The sequence below is a fragment of the Aeromonas caviae genome (assembly GCF_000819785.1).
GTDB classification, from domain to species: Bacteria; Pseudomonadota; Gammaproteobacteria; order Enterobacterales; family Aeromonadaceae; genus Aeromonas; species Aeromonas caviae.
Genome location: NZ_CDBK01000068.1, coordinates 1 through 18,625 on the forward strand (window position 1 = coordinate 1; position 18,625 = coordinate 18,625).

General features: G+C 65.5%; 14 protein-coding genes. 8 read left to right on the forward strand and 6 right to left on the reverse strand.

The window, feature by feature from the left end:
* The 6 genes from BN1120_RS10640 to BN1120_RS10665 form a co-directional block, all read right to left on the reverse strand.
* Positions 1-424: SDR family NAD(P)-dependent oxidoreductase (locus BN1120_RS10640; RefSeq protein WP_042016062.1), on the reverse strand; the 424-nt coding region annotated here is incomplete at its 3' end.
* A 71-nt stretch (positions 425-495) separates the two neighbouring features.
* Positions 496-1,416 carry a 3-hydroxyisobutyrate dehydrogenase gene (gene mmsB / locus BN1120_RS10645; RefSeq protein ID WP_042016063.1) on the reverse strand — a complete coding sequence of 307 codons (921 nt, stop codon included), beginning with the start codon at positions 1,414-1,416 and terminating at the stop codon, positions 496-498.
* A 27-nt stretch (positions 1,417-1,443) separates the two neighbouring features.
* The gene (locus tag BN1120_RS10650; RefSeq protein ID WP_042016107.1) at positions 1,444-2,544 is read right to left on the reverse strand and encodes an enoyl-CoA hydratase/isomerase family protein; all 1,101 of its coding nucleotides are present in this window, start codon (positions 2,542-2,544) and stop codon (positions 1,444-1,446) included.
* A gap of 78 nt (positions 2,545-2,622) precedes the next feature.
* A complete protein-coding gene (locus BN1120_RS10655) occupies positions 2,623-3,414 on the reverse strand; it encodes an enoyl-CoA hydratase (RefSeq protein WP_041215244.1) in 792 nt (263 codons plus the stop codon).
* Positions 3,415-3,532: 118 nt separating this feature from the next.
* On the reverse strand, positions 3,533-4,690 hold the full coding sequence (locus tag BN1120_RS10660) for an acyl-CoA dehydrogenase family protein (protein WP_042016064.1): 1,158 nt from the start codon (positions 4,688-4,690) through the stop codon (positions 3,533-3,535).
* Positions 4,691-4,769: 79 nt separating this feature from the next.
* A complete protein-coding gene (locus tag BN1120_RS10665) occupies positions 4,770-6,281 on the reverse strand; it encodes a CoA-acylating methylmalonate-semialdehyde dehydrogenase (protein ID WP_042016065.1) in 1,512 nt (503 codons plus the stop codon).
* 276 nt (positions 6,282-6,557) lie between these two features.
* Here BN1120_RS10665 and BN1120_RS10670 point away from each other — a divergent pair, with 276 nt between their 5' ends.
* The 8 genes from BN1120_RS10670 (at position 6,558) to BN1120_RS10705 (ending at position 18,560) form a co-directional block, all read left to right on the forward strand.
* Positions 6,558-7,706 carry an isovaleryl-CoA dehydrogenase gene (locus tag BN1120_RS10670; RefSeq protein WP_042016066.1) on the forward strand — a complete coding sequence of 383 codons (1,149 nt, stop codon included), beginning with the start codon at positions 6,558-6,560 and terminating at the stop codon, positions 7,704-7,706.
* Positions 7,703-9,319, forward strand: a complete 1,617-nt coding sequence (locus tag BN1120_RS10675; protein ID WP_042016067.1) for a carboxyl transferase domain-containing protein — start codon at positions 7,703-7,705, stop codon at positions 9,317-9,319. Before BN1120_RS10670 ends, BN1120_RS10675 begins: the two co-directional genes overlap by 4 nt.
* Before the next feature lie 9 nt (positions 9,320-9,328).
* The gene (locus tag BN1120_RS10680) at positions 9,329-10,177 is read left to right on the forward strand and encodes an enoyl-CoA hydratase-related protein (protein WP_042016068.1); all 849 of its coding nucleotides are present in this window, start codon (positions 9,329-9,331) and stop codon (positions 10,175-10,177) included.
* A gap of 109 nt (positions 10,178-10,286) precedes the next feature.
* Positions 10,287-12,251 carry an acetyl/propionyl/methylcrotonyl-CoA carboxylase subunit alpha gene (locus tag BN1120_RS10685; RefSeq protein ID WP_042016069.1) on the forward strand — a complete coding sequence of 655 codons (1,965 nt, stop codon included), beginning with the start codon at positions 10,287-10,289 and terminating at the stop codon, positions 12,249-12,251.
* Positions 12,248-13,219: a hydroxymethylglutaryl-CoA lyase gene (locus BN1120_RS10690; RefSeq protein ID WP_042016070.1), complete on the forward strand. Its 972-nt coding sequence runs from the start codon at positions 12,248-12,250 to the stop codon at positions 13,217-13,219. The genes BN1120_RS10685 and BN1120_RS10690 overlap by 4 nt, the downstream gene beginning before the upstream one ends.
* A gap of 54 nt (positions 13,220-13,273) precedes the next feature.
* On the forward strand, positions 13,274-13,687 hold the full coding sequence (locus BN1120_RS10695; RefSeq protein WP_010674587.1) for a MerR family transcriptional regulator: 414 nt from the start codon (positions 13,274-13,276) through the stop codon (positions 13,685-13,687).
* 271 nt (positions 13,688-13,958) lie between these two features.
* The gene (locus tag BN1120_RS10700; RefSeq protein WP_197713257.1) at positions 13,959-16,865 is read left to right on the forward strand and encodes a DUF748 domain-containing protein; all 2,907 of its coding nucleotides are present in this window, start codon (positions 13,959-13,961) and stop codon (positions 16,863-16,865) included.
* Between the two features lie 1,098 nt (positions 16,866-17,963).
* Positions 17,964-18,560: an acetate uptake transporter gene (locus BN1120_RS10705; protein ID WP_029314465.1), complete on the forward strand. Its 597-nt coding sequence runs from the start codon at positions 17,964-17,966 to the stop codon at positions 18,558-18,560.
* Positions 18,561-18,625 lie beyond the last annotated feature (65 nt).

The window sequence follows — 18,625 nt, forward strand, 5'->3', positions numbered from 1 at the left end:
CCCCGCCGATGGCCATCAGCGCCGCCCCCTCGCGCCCGCACAGGAAAGTGCCGGTGAGATTGACGTCGATGACGCTCTGCCACTGGGCCAGGCTCATCTTCTCCGTCAGTGCCCCCTCCTTCACCTTGATCAGCATGCCGTCGCGCAGGATGCCGGCACAGTTGACGAGGCCGTGCAAGGCCCCGAACTGATCCTTGATGGCGGCGAAGGTCGCCTCGACCTCCGGCTCGCTTGCCACGTTGCAGACGAACAGGGCGCAGCGGCCGTCACGGCTGCGCACCTCCGCCTCGGTCACCTCCAGATCGGTGCGGTTGACGTCGATGAGGGCCAGCACGGCCCCCTGCTCCGCCAGACTCAGGGCGATGGCGCGGCCTAGCCCCCTGCCCGCCCCCGTGATGGCGATGACTTTTTGTGTGATATCCATAAATGCTCCTGGTGAGATGGCCGGTGACTGTCGAGTCAAGGACTATCGGGTAAAAAGGTAGATAGCGGCCCTTAACCCGGTGCTGTTTTGTCCCGATAGAGCTCGAGGATGCTGGAAAAATCCTTGGTCTCCTGGCCCAGGCTCCCGTGCAGGTTGAAGAGGTTGCGGGCCAGGGCCCCCATGGGCACGGCGCTGTGGGCATGTTCCGCCAACGCCATGGCGAGCCCCAAATCCTTGACCATCAGCCGGGTCATGAAGCCCCCCTGATAGCCACGCGACGCCGGCACGTTCTCCATCACCCCGGGCCAGGGGTTGTAGCGCTCCAGGCTCCAGTTGTTGCCCGAACTCTTGCCCATGATGGTGGAGAGCACGGCGGGATCCAGCCCCTCCTTGACCCCGAGCGCCAGCGCCTCGGCGGTGCCGGCCATGTGGATGGCGAGCAGCATGTTGTTGCACATCTTGGCGATCTGGCCAGCGCCAAGCGCCCCGGCGTGAAACAGGTTCTGCCCCATGCAGGCGAGCACGGGTCTGGCCGCTTCAAAATCCGCTTTTTCGCCGCCAACGATGAAGGTGAGCGTGCCCGCCGCCGCACCGGCCACGCCCCCCGAGACGGGGGCATCGAGAAAACGGATGCCGCTCGCCTTCGCCGCCGCCCCCACCTGACGGGCCGAGGCCACGTCTATGGTGGAGCAGTCGATGACCAGGGCGCCGGGCAACAGGGCCGCCAGCAGATCCTGGCCACCCCGCTCACCGGCACTCTCGCCCAGCCAGAGGCTGCGCACGTGCTCCCCCGCTGGCAGCATGCTGATGACCAGCTCGCAGCCGCTCACCGCTTCCCGGGCATTCCCGGCGGCAATGCAGCCAGCCTCAATGGCCCGGCTCAGGCTCTCGGGCACCAAATCAAACACCTGTACCCTGTGCCCCGCCCTGGCCAGGTTGGCGGCCATGGGCCCCCCCATATTGCCAAGCCCGATAAACCCAATCCTTGTCATGATGTGCTCCTTGTGTGTGATCCCGCGTCAGCCGAGGCGCAAGGGGTTGTCCCCCTCGGGCCAGCGATAGAAGGCATCCAGCCAGGCCTCACCCGTCTGCGGGGCCTGCCAGCGGGGGGATTTGTCCTTGTCGATGAGCAGGGCCCGCACCCCTTCCACGAAGTCCCCTCTGAGCACGCAATTGACCGAGAGGGTCAGCTCGTCGGCAAACACCTCGGCCAGGGACTGGCGCCGTGCCTGCCAGAACTGGCGCCAGAGAATGGCGCGGCTGATAGGGCTGCCGCGAAGGCAGGTCTCCCGCCCCTGAGTCAGCGCCGGTTCGTCCAGCTCGGCGCCCTCGAGGCGTGCCAGCACCCCTTGCAGGGAGCGGCCGGTCAACAGCGCATCGATGCGGGCCTGGTGGGGCAGCAGTACGGGAGGCGGCAATGCCTGGCCAAGGGATCGCTGCAAACCGGTGAGCAGCGCCTCGATCTGCTCGCCGGGGTCGCCTGCGGACCAGTCGAGGGCGGCGAGGCGCGCCGGCAGCTCGGCCCGCTCGCGGCTCCCCATGGCGTGATCCGCGAGCCCCAGGCCGATGGCGTCCGCCCCGTTGAAACGGGCACCGGTGAGGCCGAGCCAGAGTCCGAGCCGCCCCGGCATCCGGCTCAAAAACCAGCTGGCCCCCACATCCGGATAGAGGCCTATGGTTACCTCCGGCATGGCGAACAGACTCTTCTCTGTCACCACCCGGAATTCGGCCCCGGCAAAGAGGCCGATGCCGCCCCCCATGCAGATGCCGTCCGCCACGCAGACAAGGGGCTTGCCGTAGCAGTGGATGTGGTGATCGAGCCGGTACTCCTGCAGGAAGAAGTCGCGGGCATAGCCGAACAATTCAGAGTGGCTCGCCTCCTGCTTGCGGTAATAAAAGGAGCGGATGTCACCACCGGCGCAGAATGCCTTCTCGCCGGCCCCTTGCAACAACACGCAGACGATGGCCGGATCCTGCTCCCAGCGGGTCAACGCCCCCTGCAACAACTGGATCATCTCAAGGCTCAGGGCGTTGAGGGAGGCGGGGCTGTCCAGAGTCAGCATGCCGATGTGGCGGCCATCCGCCGTGGGGTGGGTCTCGATGAGCACGGGCTCACTCATGGGCAGCCCCCGCAGACCGGGTATCTGCCCCTGCGACATGGCGGGTCGCCATCAATACCTCATTCATCCTTCACTCCCTCACTCTTTCGGCCTGGATTGGTCATAGCGCCAGCGCGGGGCCCGCTTCTCGAGGAAGGCCGCCACCCCTTCGCGCTGATTGGCATCGTCAAACAGGGCGAGAAAGAGGCTGCGCTCGAGTGGCAGCGCCGCGTCCCTGTGGGTGCTTCGCCCCTGATTGATGAGCTGTTTGCAGGCGCGCAGGGCGCTCGGGCTCTGGCGCTCCACCAGCTGGGCCATCTGCTGCGCCGCCTCCCAGGCGTGCCCCTCGGTCACCACCTCCTCCACCAGCCCCATCTCGTAGGCCAGGGTGGCGCTCACCTTCTCGCCGCAGAGGATCATCCGCTTGGCCCAGCCCGGCCCCACCAGCTCGGTGAGGCGCTGGGTGCCGCCGGCGCAGGGCAACAAACCCACCGAGGCCTCTGGCAACCCCAGCTTGGCCTGCTGCTCGGCGATGCGGATGTCGCAGGCCAGCGCAACTTCGAGCCCCCCTCCCATGGCATAGCCGTTGATGGCGGCGATGCTAACCCCGTGAAAGCGGGCCAGCGCCTCGAAGGCGTGGCCAAAGGCCTCGGCCACCTCGCGGGCATGCGCCAGGCTGCCGTCGGCGAACATCTTGAGATCGGCGCCGGCGCAGAAGAATTTCTCTCCAGCACCGCGGATCACCAGGGCCACCACGTCGGGGCGACCATCCAGCTCCACCATCATCTGCAAGAAGGCTTTCAGGCTGGCGAGCGTCCAGGTGTTGGCGGGTGGGTGATCGAGGGTGATGTAGGCCACGTGGCCGTGATATTCGAGCCTGATCCTTGTCATTGCGTTGTCCTTGTCAAAAAAACTGCCCCATGATGACAGGGTTGAATGGAGCCAACCTGCACCTGGCTCACAAAGCCTGAGGACGTGCCGACTGCGTCCTCAGGGCAGGCTACTCCCGCTACTCCAGCGACAGGCCGGGGTCGGCCAGCAGGCGGCGGGCGATGATGAGCCGCATCACTTCATTCGTCCCTTCCAGAATGCGGTGCACCCGGGTATCGCGCAGATAGCGCTCAAGCGGATACTCGCGGATATAACCATAGCCGCCAAAGAGTTGCAGGGCGTCGTCGCAGATGCGGTGCCCCACGTCGGTGGCAAAACGCTTGGCCATGGCGCACCAGGCACTTTTGTCCGGGCTGCCCTCATCGAGTTTGGCGGCCGCCTGGCGCACCAGCAGGCGGGCGGCGGCGAGCTCGGTGGCCATGTCGGCCAGGCGAAACTGCACGCTCTGGAATTCGCTGATCGGGTGTCCAAATTGCTGGCGCTGCTGCACATGGGCCAGGGCATCGTTGAGAGCCTGCTGGGCTGTGCCCAGCGAACAGCTGGCGATGTTGATGCGCCCCCCATCGAGGGCCTGCATGGCGAACTTGAACCCTTCCCCCTCCTCCCCCAGCCGGAAGCGAGCGGGAATGCGCACGGCATTGAAGTTCACCTCCCGGGTCGGCTGGCTGTTCCAGCCCATCTTCTCCTCCGCCTTGCCGTAGCTCACGCCGGGGGTCTGGGCCGGTACCATGAAGGCGGAGATCCCCTTGGCCCCCTCTCCACCGGTGCGGGCCATCACCACCAGCACGTCGGTGCTGCCGGCGCCCGAGATGAACACCTTGCTGCCGTCGAGGAGGTAATCTTCGCCATCGCGCACGGCGCGGGTCTTGAGGGCCGCAGCGTCGGAGCCCGCCCCCGGCTCGGTGAGGCAGTAGGATCCCAGCAACTCGCCGCTGGCGAGCCTGGGTACCCACTCCTCGGCCACCTCGGCAGGCAGCCAGCTGCCCAGCATCCAGCTCACCATGTTGTGGATGGTGAGATAGGCGGTGGTGGAGGTGCAGCCCATGGCGAGACGCTCGAAGATGAGGCTGGCATCGAGCCGGCTCAGGCCCAGACCGTCATACTGCTCCGGGGTATAGAGGCCACACAGGCCCAGCGCCGCCGCCTGCTTGATGGTGGGGATAGGGAACTCGTGCTCCCTGTCCCAGCGCGCGGCATGGGGTTTGAGCGCCAGATCGGCGAAGGCGCCGGCCGACTCGACACAGGCCCGTTGGGATTCGGTCAGGGTAAAATCCATCTTGTTCGCTTCCTTTGTACTTGTTCCGTCGATCCGTTGCTGTCAATGGGGGCGCCCGGGCAAAGTGGGCAACCTGCCATCAGCGCAGCTGAATGGTCATATTGGGGCCGCTGGGAATGTCTTCGTCGAACCAGCGCTCCGTCACCGTCTTGGTCTCGGTGTAAAAACGCACCGCCTGTTTGCCGTAGGCGTGCAGATCCCCGTAGAAGGAGCCACGCCAGCCGGTGAAGGAGAAGAACGGCAGCGGCACCGGGATGGGCACGTTGATCCCCACCTGGCCCACCGCCACCTCGTGGCGGAACTTGCGAGCGGCGGCGCCACAGCCGGTGAAGAGGGAGGTGCCGTTGCCATAGGGGTTGGCGTTGATGAGGGCAAGCGCCTCATCCAGGCTCCCCACCTCGAGGCAGGCCAGCACGGGCCCGAAGATCTCCTCCTTGTAGATGCGCATCTCGGGGGTCACGCCGCGAAACAGGGTCGGCCCCACCCAGTTGCCCACCGGGTAGCCGGGGACGTCGCAAAAACGGCCGTCCAGCAGGCACTCGGCTCCCTCGGCAATCCCCGCCTCGATAAGCCCCTCCACCCTGACTTTCGCCTCCGGGCTGATGAGGGGGCCATAAGCCGCCTCGGGATCGTGCCAGACGCCGGGTTTCACCTTGGCGAACTCGGCGGCGAGCTCCGGGATCCACTCCCTGGCGCTCCCCACGAACACCGCCACGCTGATGGCCATGCAGCGCTGACCGGCGGCGCCGACCCCGGCCCCCACCAGGTTGCTCAGCACCTGCGCCTTGTTGGCATCCGGCATGATCACCATGTGATTCTTGGCGCCGACAAAACACTGGGTCCGCTTGAGTTGCGACGTGGCGCTGCGATAGACGTGGCCGCCGACCCGGGCCGAGCCCACGAAACTGACTGCCTTGACATCGGGATGGGCCAGCAGCGCATCCACCTGCTCGGCGCCGCCATGCACCACCGACAGAATGCCCTTGGGGGCCCCCGCCTCGGTAAACAGCTCGGCCAGGCGCATGGGGGTGAGGGGATCCTGCTCGGAGGGCTTGAGCACAAAGCCGTTGCCGCAGGCCACCGCCAGCGGGAACATCCAGAGCGGTATCATGGCTGGGAAGTTGAACGGCGTGATGCCGACGCAGACCCCGAGGGGCTGCACCCAGGAGTGGCCATCCACCCGGCGCGCCACGTTGCCCATGGTCTCCCCCAGGGTCTGGCTCGCAATGGCGCAAGCCTGCTCCACCACCTCGATGCCTCGCCACACATCCCCCTTGGCATCAGCCAGGTTCTTGCCGGTTTCCTGGGCCAGCAGGGTCGCCAGCTCGTCGTGATGCACTTTCAACAGATGCTGGTAGTTGAACATCACCCGGGCCCGCTCGGAGGTCGGCACCTCTCGCCACAGCAGATAGGCGTCGTGGGCGGCGCGCACCGCCAGCTCAATTTCCGCAGAGGTCGCTTTCGGCACCCGCGCCAGCAGATGCTGGTCCGCCGGGTCGGTCACCTCTATCCACTCGTCGCTTGCGGACGGACACGCCTCGCCACCGATGTAGAGCGGCAGATCCCCGTACTGGGTATGGTGTTGGCTCATGCCGCACTCTCCTTGGCTGCCCGGGGGCTGGCACTGTGCCAGAGCTCCTCAGGCAGACCGACAGACCGGATGCACTCGCTGATCATCTTGCTCACTCCTTGCGTTTGCCCGCTCGGGGGTATGCCCCTTGCAGTCGGCACTCAACGAATTTACCTTAGACTAACAACTCATTTACGTTTACGCTAACGTAAACTTAATTCACGAATGGACTGACCAGTTTTCCCTCCCTGTCGGGAGTAGAAGACCGGTGAGCACCACAGACCAAGGAGAGCAAGGATGCATGCCCTGATGGATGAAACCCTCCGCGCCCTGACCGAACAGGTCGAGGCTTTCTGCCAGAAAGTGATCGCACCGCGCGCCAGCGAGATCGATCAGAGCAACGCTTTTCCCCGGGATCTCTGGCCCCGCATGGGTGAGCTGGGGCTGCACGGCATCACGGTGGCGGAGGAGTATGACGGGGTGAACCTCGGCTATCTGGCCCATGTGCTGGTGGTGGAGCAGGTGAGCCGCGCCAGCGCCTCGGTCGGCCTCTCCTACGGCGCCCACTCCAACCTCTGCATCAACCAGATCCACCGCCACGGCACCCCTGATCAGAAGGCGAGATATCTGCCTGATCTGGTCAGCGGCAAACACGTGGGGGCGCTGGCCATGAGCGAGCCGGGTGCTGGCTCCGACGTGGTGAGCATGCGCCTCACCGCGGTGCGCGAGGGGGATCACTTCGTGCTGAACGGCAACAAGATGTGGATCACAAACGGGCCCGATGCCGACACCTTCGTCATCTATGCCAAGACCGATGCCGCTGCAGGGCCCAAAGGTATTTCCGCCTTTATCGTCGAGGCGGGAACTCCCGGTTTTTCCACCGCCCAGAAGCTCGACAAGCTCGGCATGCGCGGCTCCAGTACCTGCGAGCTGGTGTTCGACAACTGCCGGGTGCCGCAGGAGAACCTGCTGGGCCCCCTGCACGGCGGGGTCAAGGTACTGATGAGCGGTCTGGACTACGAGCGGGTGGTGCTGGCGGCCGGGCCCCTTGGCATCATGCAGTCCTGCATGGACGTGGTGCTCCCCTATGTGCGCGAGCGCAAGCAGTTCGGTCAGGCCATCGGCGAGTTTCAGCTGGTGCAGGGCAAGCTCGCCGACATGTATACCCGCCTCGCCAGCAGCCGGGCGCTGGTCTACTCGGTGGCGAGCGCCTGCGATCAGGGCCGCACCAGCCGCAAGGATTGCGCCGCCGCCATCCTGTTTGCCGCCGAGAACGCCACCCAGATGGCCCTCGATGCCATCCAGCTGCTCGGCGGCAACGGCTACATCAACGAATACCCCACCGGCCGCCTGCTGCGGGACGCCAAGCTCTACGAAATAGGCGCCGGCACCTCGGAGATCCGCCGCTGGCTCATCGGCCGCGAGCTGATGGGAGATAACACATGAGCAGGATCCACTCCCGTCTCGACACCGCCAGCCCCGACTATGAGGCCAATCGGGCCGCCATGCAGGCACTGGTCGACGATCTGAATACCCGCCTGGAGGAGATAGCCCAGGGCGGGGGCGCGGCCAACAACGCCCGCCATCAGGCCCGCGGCAAGCTGCTACCCCGCGAGCGCATCGACCAGCTGCTGGACCCGGGCTCCCCCTTTCTCGAGCTCTCGGCGCTGGCGGGCTGGCAGGTCTATGACGAGCCGGTGCCCGCCGCCGGCATCCTCACCGGCATCGGCCGGGTCTCGGGACGCCTGTGCATGCTGGTGGTGAATGACGCCACCGTGAAGGGCGGCACCTACTACCCCCTCACGGTGAAAAAGCACCTGCGTGCCCAGGCCATCGCCGAGCGGCTGCGCCTCCCCTGCCTCTATCTGGTGGATTCCGGCGGCGCCTTTTTGCCGATGCAGGACGAGGTGTTCCCCGACCGGGAGCATTTTGGCCGCATCTTCTACAACCAGGCTCGCATGTCGGCCCAGAGCATCCCCCAGCTGGCGGTGGTGATGGGGCTCTGTACCGCCGGGGGTGCCTACGTGCCCGCCATGGCGGACGAGTCGATTATGGTCAGGGAACAGGCCACCCTCTTTCTGGCGGGCCCGCCCCTGGTCAAGGCCGCCACCGGTGAGGAGATCAGCGCAGAAGCCTTGGGGGGCGCCGAGGTGCACTGCGTCCACTCCGGGGTGGCGGATCACATGGCCCGGGACGATGCCCATGCCCTGGCCATCGCCCGCACCCTGGTAAGCAACCTGGGGGACAACCAGACGGCGGCGCCACCCGCCCCATCCGCTCCCTCCTATGATGAGCCGCACTACCCCATCGAGGAGCTTTACGGCCTGGTGGGCACCAGTCTCAAGCGCCCCTATGACGCACGAGAATTGATCGCCCGGCTGGTGGATGGCTCTGTGTTTGACGAATTCAAGGCGTTGTTCGGCACTACCTTGGTGACGGGTTTTTCCCGCATTGAGGGCATGCAGGTGGGGATCCTCGCCAACAACGGCGTGCTGCACAGCGACAGCGCCCAGAAGGGAGCCCACTTCATCCAGCTCTGCAACCAGCGGGGGATCCCGCTGCTGTTTCTGCAAAACATCACCGGCTTTATGGTGGGGAGTACGGCGGAAAAAGAGGGGATCGCCAAGCACGGCGCCAAGCTGGTGACCGCCGTGGCCTGCAGCCGGGTGCCCAAGATCACCCTGATCGTCGGCGGCAGCTTCGGTGCCGGCAACTACGGCATGTGCGGGCGCGCCTATGAACCGGATTTTCTCTTCAGCTGGCCCAACAGCCGCATCTCCGTCATGGGGGGCGAGCAGGCGGCCGGGGTGCTGGTGCAGGTGCGTCGGGACAAGCTCGCCGCCGAGGGCAAGACTCTGGGCGAGTCGGAGGCGGCCGCCATTCGCGCCCCGGTGATCGCGCAATACGAGCGCCAGGGTCACCCCTATTACGCCAGTGCTCGCCTGTGGGATGACGGCGTCATCGACCCGGCCCAGAGCCGCACCGTGCTGGCCCTGGCGCTGGCGGCCTGCCAGGGGGCCGAGCTTGGCCCCAGGCAGTACGGCATCTTCCGGATGTAAGGAGTTCATATGTCAGACCCGCTCTTCAACGATCCCCTTGCCCATTTTCGCCTGGAGCGCCACGGCCCGGTGATCGAGCTGGTGCTCGCCCGCCCGGCCCGTCACAACGCCCTTGATGCCGACCTGATGCAGGGGCTGCTCGACTGCCTCGACGAGCTGGCCCACGGCCAGCCGCTGGCCGACCGCCCCCACGTGCTGCTGCTGCGCGCCGAGGGGCCGCATTTTTGCGCGGGCGCCGATCTCGAGTGGATGCGCAAGATGGCCGGGGAGGCGTTCGACCCCCGCGCCTTTGACAAGAATCGCGAGGACGCCCGGGTGCTGGCCCACCTGATGCAGGCACTGGACGAGCTGCCCTTCCCCACGGTGGCCCTGGTGCAGGGGGCCGCCTACGGCGGAGCCTTAGGCCTTGTCTGCGCCTGTGACATCGTGCTGGCCAGCGAAAATGCCCGCTTCTGCCTCTCCGAGGTGACCCTGGGACTGGTGCCTGCGGTGATCAGCCCCTACGTGGTGCGCGCCATGGGGATGCGCCAGGCCCGCCGCTACATGCTGAGCGCGGAGCCTTTCGATGCCATCACCGCCTGCCGACTCAACGTGGTGCACAGGCTCAGCCAGCCTGATCAGTTGCTGGCGGAGGGACGCGCCATGGCCCTGCGGTTATGTCGCAACGGCTCCCAGGCGATGAAGGAGACCAAGCGGCTGCTGGCCGCCCTTGAAGGGCGCCCAGGCCACCAGCACGAAGAGCAGACCGTCGAGACCATCGCCCGGGTACGGGTCGGTCTCGAGGCCCAGGAGGGGATCCAGGCCTTCTTCGACAAACGCCCCCCAACCTGGCGCCCCCGTTTCAAGGACGAAGCATGACTCAATACCACCCCATCAAGCGCCGGCTGATCGCCAACTTTGGTCAATATAACGGGAGTGTGGATCAACACGCTTCGCACTTGTGCACCTTGAACAGCAGGGAGCCAGCATGACCCATCACACTCCCATCAAGCGCCTGCTGATCGCCAATCGCGGTGAAATCGCCGTGCGCATCATCAAGACAGCACGACGCCTCGGCATTCACACCATCGCCCTCTACTCCGACGCCGACGCCCGCGCCATGCACGTGCGCGAAGCCGACGAGGCCTGGCATCTGGGGCCGGCCCCCGCCCGGGAGAGCTACCTCGACACCGGCAAGGTGCTCAAGATTGCCAAAGAGGCGAATGCCGACGCCATCCACCCGGGCTACGGTTTCCTCTCCGAGAACAGCGACTTTGCCACCGCCTGCGAGCAGCGGGGCGTGCGCTTTGTCGGCCCAAGCGGCGCCGCCATCCTCGCCATGGGGGACAAGTCGGGGGCCAAAGGGCTGATGCAGGCAGCCGGCGTCCCCGTGCTGCCCGGTTATCACGGCGCGGATCAGCACCCCGGCTTTTTGCGCGATCAGGCGAGCCAGGTGGGCTTCCCGCTCCTTATCAAGGCGGCCAGTGGCGGCGGTGGCAAGGGGATGCGCCGGGTCGATCAGCTGGCCGACTTTGACGCGGCCCTCGCGGCAGTCAAGCGGGAGGCGAGTGCCGCCTTTGGCGACGACCATGTGCTGCTGGAGCGCTATCTCCCCCGCGCCCGTCACGTGGAGGTGCAGGTCTTTGCCGATGCCCTCGGCAACGCCATCTATCTGGGGGACAGGGACTGCTCGTTGCAGCGCCGCCACCAGAAGGTGATCGAGGAGGCCCCCGCCCCCGACATCTCCCCTGCCCTGCGCCGCGCCATGGGCGAGGCGGCCGTGGCGGCGGCCAAGGCCATCCACTATCAGGGGGCCGGCACCATCGAGTTTCTGCTCTGCAAGGAGGAGTTCTTCTTCATGGAGATGAACACCCGGTTGCAGGTGGAGCATCCGGTTACCGAAGCCATCACAGGCCAGGATCTGGTGGCCTGGCAGTTGGCGGTGGCCGAGGGCAAACCGCTGCCCCTCACCCAGGATGAAGTGGTGCTGCGCGGCCACGCGGTGGAGGCGCGCCTCTACGCCGAGGACGTGGCCGCCGGTTTTCTGCCCGCGAGCGGCCCCATCCACTGGCTCACCTGGCCCAAGGGGGTGCGCATCGACACCGGCGTCACCGCCGGCGATGGGGTGAGCCCCTATTACGACCCCATGATCGCCAAGCTCGTCGCCCACGCACCGAGCCGCAGCGAAGCCTTTGCCACCCTGGCCGATGCCCTGGCGACACTGGAACTCGGCCCCTTGGTGCACAACGGCCCGCTCTTGCTGCGCCTGTGCGAAGAACCAGAAGTATTGGCCATGGACCACCACACCCAGTGGCCCATTCCCACCGACACCCTGCCCGTTCCGGCGCTCGCCTGGCCCCTCGCCGCGCTCTGGCTCGCCACTTGCGAGCGCGATGCCTCCCCCTGGCAGCAGGCCGCAGGCTTTCGACTGGGCCCCACCCGCCGCTTTTGCGCCACGGTGCGCATCGGCGAGGAGACCCGCACTCTCACCCTCGCCGAGCGAGGGGGCGCCCTGCTCTGGCAGGGCGAGCAGATCCCGTTTGAACTCGGGTCAGATCAGATCCGCCTGTGCCAGAGTGGACATTGGCAGCGCTATCCGGTGCAGCCCCTCGGCGAGGACGCCTATTTGCTGCACCTGGCGGGCAGACGCATCCGCTTCTCGCTCGATGATCAGCATCATCAGCTCCACCATGATCACGACACGAGCCATGTCCCGGGCATCCTGGCCCCCATGCACGGCATCGTGGTGGCGTTGCAGGTCGAGGCCGGCCAGCCGGTCAGCAAGGGGCAACCCCTGCTGGTGCTGGAGGCAATGAAGATGGAGCACGTTCTCAAAGCTGACCGGGACGGGGTGATTGAGGCCCTGCAGTGCCGCCAGGGGGAACAGGTGAGTCAGGGCGCCGTGCTGGTGCGCTTTGCCGAGGACCATACCGCGCAGGAGGAGCGCTCATGAGCCACACGCACGAGAACCGGGACGACAAGGTCAGTCTGGTGGAGATGGGGCCGCGGGACGGCCTGCAAAATGAGACCGCCACCCTCTCCCTGGCGCAGCGGCTGGCGCTCATCGCCCGCCTGGCCGAGAGCGGGTTGCAGCGCATCGAGGTGGGGGCCTTCGTGTCGCCCAGGAAGGTGCCGCAGATGGCGGATTCCGCCGCACTCTTTAATGCCCTGCCGCGCAGGGGGCCGACCCGCTATGGTGCCCTGGTGCCCAATCTGCAGGGTCTGCAGGCCGCCATCGCCGCACGCGCCGACGAGATAGGCCTCTTCACCGCCTGCTCGGACGGCTTCACCCGGGCCAACATCGGCATCAGCGTGGAGGAGTCCCTGGTGCGCTTTGCCCCCCTGGTGCAGGAGGCGCGCAGCCTCGGCATCAAGGTGCGCGGCTACCTCTCCACCGTCATCGCCTGCCCGTTCGACGGCCCGACCCGCCCGAAACGGGTCGCCGCCCTGGCAGAGCGGCTGCTGGATCTGGGCTGCCACGAGATTTCCCTTGGCGACACCATCGGCGTCGGCACCCCGGGCACCGTGGCTCCCATGCTGGATGCGGTGCTGCACGAGATCCCGGCGGGCCGGCTTGCGGTTCATTTTCACGACACCTATGGCCAGGGGCTGGCCAACCTGCTGCCGGCGCTGGAGCGCGGGATCCGCACCATCGACTGCTCGGTGGCCGGGCTCGGCGGCTGCCCCTATGCCCCCGGCGCCTCCGGCAATGTGGCGTCGGAAGAGGTGGTCTATCTGCTGCACGGCCTTGGCATGAGCACCGGCGTCGACCTCGACCAGCTGGCCGCCACCGGCCAGTGGGTGAGCGAGCTGCTGGGGCGCCCCAACGGCTCCCGGGTCGGCCAGGCCCTGCACGGGAGGGGACGGCGCCTCGCACAAGAGCGCGAGCAGCGACCCCCGGGAGGCCATCATGCATCATGAACCCGGCCCTTGCCGCTGTGCCAGGACCCCGCCAGCTTATCAGGAGGGCGCACCATGAGAGCCAGACACGCCAGTGGCAAGGAGAGGACCTACAGCATCTCGGAGCTGGCCCAGGAGTTCGACATCACCCCCCGCACCATCCGCTATTACGAGGACGAGGGGCTCATCACCCCGACCCGGGAGGGGCAGACCCGCATCTACAGCCACAAGGACAGGATCCGCCTGAAATTGACCCTGCGCGGCAAGCGCCTCGGGTTCAGCCTGGCGGAGATCCGCGAACTGTTCGACATGTACGACACCGACCGCTCCAGCCGGATGCAGCTTCACTCCATGATCCAGCTCATCGAAGCCAGACGCCACTCCCTGCGCCAGCAGCTGGAGGACATCCAGATGGTGATGGCCGAGCTCGATGCCGCCGAGCAGCGCTGCATCCACTCCCTCGGCGGCTTGAAAACCGACGGGGATTGACAGACTCTGGGGGTATCTCGCCCCCGGTATCCCGATTTTCCCGTGGATATCCGCAGTGGCAAGCCCTGACCCGGCAACCCCCTTGTTCCCCCCATCGCCCGTCATGGCATGCCGGACAGAGTGGGCGGTTTGGGCAAGTGGCGAGGTGGAGCAAACGGGGAAAATCCGGCCTTGGTCGCACAATAATTCCCCAGCCCGGTCAGAGTGCGGCGCACCTCATGAGTCCTTCCCATGAACCGGGCACGATTAATTGCTACCATATGCGCATCAAATGGAGACCATCATGCTCAAGCCTCTGCCCGCTCGTCTGCTGCGCTATGCCCTCTATCTTCTCGCGCTCCTGCTCATCGGCATCACCATCCTGCTCTGGCAGGCGCCGACCCTCATCCAGCGCCATCTCCCCGGCTGGCTTGCCACCCATTACGGTCTGCACCTCTCCCTTGGCAAGATAGAGGTGGGGATCCGCTCCCCCTCCCTCGTGCTGGGGCCCAGCGCCCTGCTCGATGACCAGCAGCAAGCACTGGTGTCATTTGAAGAGCTGAAGCTCATTCCCGCCTTGAAAGCGAGCTGGCAGCAGCGCGCCCTGGTACTGGAAGAGGCCACCCTGACCGCCCCCAGGGCAGATCTGGTGCGCCTCGAGGATCTCAAGGGGGAGGCACGCTTCAACCTGACCGATGCACTGGCCTCCCTGCTCGCCCCTGCGCCGGAGCAAACGCCGCCAGCCGCCACCGAGCCCGTGCTGGTGACCATCGGCAAGCTGTCCGTCGAGCAGGGCCGGCTCAGCTACCGGGACAGCCGCAAGCAGAGCAGTCCGGGGTGGGTCCCGCCCCTCACCCTGGACAAGCTCGCCCTGCACCTGCCCGGATTTTCCAGCGCAGAGGGGGTGCTCAACCCCTATCGCCTGAGCGCTACCGTCAACGAGAAGAGCCCCCTCAAGGCCGAAGGGGAGTTCGACATGATGAGCGGTGCCGGCAAGGGCAACCTCAGCCTTGGCAAGGTGGCCATCGCCCCCTTCGCCCCCCTCTGGGCCCCCTATCTCAAGGCGACCCTCGCCAAAGGGGAGGCCAGCGCCGAGCTCGCCTATCGCCTCACCCAGGGCAAGCAGGGACTGGACTGGCAGTTGTCAAAGGGCAAGCTGACCCTGGCCAACTGGCAGCTCACACGCAACAAGGGGGAGGAATTTGCCCGCTTCAAGCAGTTGGCACTGACCGGGATCCGCATCGATGGCAACAAGCAGCGCCTTGAGCTCGATGCCGCCATCCTCAAGAGCCCGGCCATCACCGCCGTCCTCGACCACCAGCAACAACTGGATCTCGCGGACCTGCTGATCCGCCAGAAGACCCCCAAGGGGGGCAAACAACCGGCCACCCCCGCCAAGCCCTGGCAATGGGCCCTCAAGCAGACCCGCATCGACCAGGGCAGCCTCACCCTGACCGAAGCCACCAGCGGCAAGCCCCTGAAACGGGCCATCTCCGCCCTCGCCCTCACCCTGGGGCCCCTTGGCAGCCAGACCGCCCAACCCAGCCACCTCACCCTCAACGCAGCCCTCGACACCAGGACGACGGTGGCGTTTGACGGCACCCTGGGGCTGACCCCCTTCACCCTGAACGGCGCCATCCGCCAGCAGGGGCTGCCGCTCATCCTGGCCCAACCCTACCTGCAGGATCTGCTGCGCATCAGCGTGCGGGACGGCGAGCTTGCCAGCCGCACCAGGCTGGACCTGGTCACCGACCGCCAGGGGACCATCAGCAAGCTGGAGATAAGCGGTGGACTCGAGGTCGCCGGGCTCAACGTGCTGGATCGGGCCGACAACCAGCGCCTGCTCCAGATAGAGAATCTGCAATTGAGCGGCCTGCACTATGATGGCCTGAGCCAGCAACTGCGCATCGCCGACATCCTGCTCAGCAAACCCTATGCCCGTATCGAGATCAACGAAGAGGGGATCACCAACGTGCAGCAACTGCTGCTGCCGCAACCCGCCGCGAACGCCAGGGAGAACGCCCCCGCCCCGCACATCGTCATCGATCAGATCCGTACCGCCCAGGGCAACCTGCGCTTCGCTGATCGCAGCCTGAGCCCGGAGTTCGTGGTGGACATCGCCTCCCTCGACGGCCAGAGCCGCCATATCAGCAACACCCCGGGGCAGCGCTCCGAGCTCGCCTTCAACGGCAAGGTGGACCGCTACGCCCCCGTCACCATCCGGGGGGGCGCCAACCTGCTCATCGAGGATCCCGTGCTGGACGTGGCCGTGGCCTTCAACAACCTGGAGCTCACCACCTTCACCCCCTACTCCAGCACCTATGCAGGCTATGCCATCGACAAGGGGCAGCTCTCCATGAAGCTCAACTACAAGCTGCAGGGCAACCGGCTGGAGGGGGACAACGACATCACCATCAAGAAGCTGCAACTCGGGGAGAAGGTCAAGAGCGAGCAGGCCAAGGATCTGCCCCTCGGCCTCGCCATCGCCCTGCTGAGCGATTCGAACGGCGTCATCAAGATGAACCTCAAGGTGAAGGGCAATCTGGATCAGCCTGATTTCAGCCTGGGCAACATCTTCTGGGACGTGCTCGGCAATACCCTCGGCAAGGCCATTACCTCCCCCTTCTCCCTGCTTGCGTCCCTGACGGGGGGCACCAAGGATCTCGACGAGCTCCCCTTCCTGCCTGGCGATCCCGCCCTGACACCGACCCAGCAGACCAAGCTGACCACCCTCGCCCAGGCCCTCAAGGAGAGGCCCAAGCTCAGCATGAACATCCGCGGCAAGGTCAACTTCAACGAAGAGCGCCCCATCCTCCAGCGCCAGAAGCTTGAGCGGCTGCTGGCCAAGATCACCGGCAGCCCGGTGGATTTGACGCTGCTGGAGCAGGATCCTGCCATGCAGTCCGCACTGGCAGAGGCTTATGAAGCCAAGTTCAACGAAGATCTCGGGGATCTGGCCGACCGGTTGCGACTCGATGAAGGGAGCGAGGCCCTGCGCGCCCAGGCGGTGCTCCGGCTGCGGGATCAGCAGCTCATCACCGCCAAGTCCCTGCGAAACCTCGCCATGCGCCGCGCCCAGAACACCAAGGAGTATCTGGTGGATACCCAGGGCATCGCGCCGGAGCGCCTCTTCGTGCTCGACAGCCAGGTAAAGGAGACCGACAAGGAAGCCAAGGTGGTGCTGACCCTGGACAACTGATCCGGCGCCCGCCGGATACCCCTCTTGTTTGCCCCGACGGCATATAGCCCGAGGGGCTCCCGCCCCCGACCGGATAACGCCTTCCTGGCCATTTAAGGTGCCCACCGCCCAGGTACCGGGCGGCGCCAGTTGCTCGGCCCTTTCTCGTCCCTTTCTTTCCCGCCGAGGCGAGCGGGCGGTGGCTGGCGCCGCGCTTTGCCCCTGCTGTTCCCTTTGTGCCTAGCGGCGGCGACATCATGGTGGAGCTGCCTTATCCCTGCTTGCCTCCCCTTCTCTAACCTCCCCCGACCCCTGCCATCAGGATTTATCTCTCGCTAGCCGTCCCGAAAGATCTCGTTATCCCGTTACCCCGCATGTCGACATGTCGGCATGTCGGCATGTCGGCATGTCGGCATGTCGGCATGTCGGCATGTCGGCATGTCAAAATAGATGGCCCGATTAGATATACAGTGTCTAATCGGGCCAATCCTGAACACCCTCTCGCGCACGCTACAGGGCCAACCCCGCGCCCCCTTCCATTTCGAAGTGTCTTTACTGGGCCCATGGCCCATCCCGCCTCTGGCTTTTTGACAAGGGCAGCCTCTGATCCTGCCCGTTAATCTTGCGCCCCTTTCGCCCGTGGCAGTCAACATGGCGCGCTTGCGGGTTTCTCAGGCACCCCGCCCTTGTGTAGGGAACACGGTGGCGAGCGCGGGGTTGACGAGAAAATGGGGAGCGCAACGGACACTGCGATGGCAAGCGATACGGGAGGTCCATGGGTCAAAAACAGGAGGGAAACACTCTGGTCTGATGGCATATGAACTCATTTTTCAATCAAGCCGCCATAACGCGACCATCCGGGGCGTGTTTCCCTCACCAATCCCAGTCACCACCATCGTTGCCGACTTTCATACCAAGGTGCCTTTTATACAAAAACGCAACGTTGAAAACGTTTTTCATTCACCACTCGTCTACCTGAATGGCACGAATGGTTGGCCACTTAAACTTTCGTGTTCTTTTTTTACCATTTCTGTGTGTCCCCCCCTTGCCCGGGACCCTGAGCCTGCCTAAAATCGCGCGTCTTTTATCAACCCCACCTCTATTGTTGGAGAACACCACGTGAGCGAAAAATTGGCCAACCCTGCCCCTCTGGGTCTGATGGGTTTCGGTATGACCACCATTCTGCTGAACATCCATAACGCAGGTTTCTTCCCCATCAGCGCCATGATCCTGGCCATGGGTCTGTGCTATGGCGGTCTGGCCCAGATCATCGCCGGCATCATGGAGTACAAGCGTGGCAACACCTTCGGTGTCACCGCCTTCATCTCCTACGGCACCTTCTGGTGGAGCCTGGTGTTCCTGCTGGTGATGCCGACCATGGGTCTGGCCGAGGCCACCCCGCACGCCTACATGGGCTGGTACCTGCTGATGTGGGGCATGTTCACCCTGTTCATGCTGATCGGGACTGTCAACTTCCCCCGCGTGAAGCAGTTCGTGTTCGCCTCCCTGACCGTGCTGTTCTTCCTGCTGGCCGCCCGTGACTTCACCGGCAGCACCCTGATCGGCACCATCGCCGGTTTCGAAGGCATCATCTGCGGCGCCAGCGCCATCTACCTGGCCATGGCCACCGTGATCAACGAGCAGTTCGGTCGCACCGTGCTGCCCATCGGCGAGCAGAAGAAAGCCGCTCCCGCCCAGCTCAAAGCCGCTGCCTAAGCACCCGGCGACATCGCTGTCACGAAAAAGGCACCCTCGGGTGCCTTTTGTGTTTCTGCCGCCCG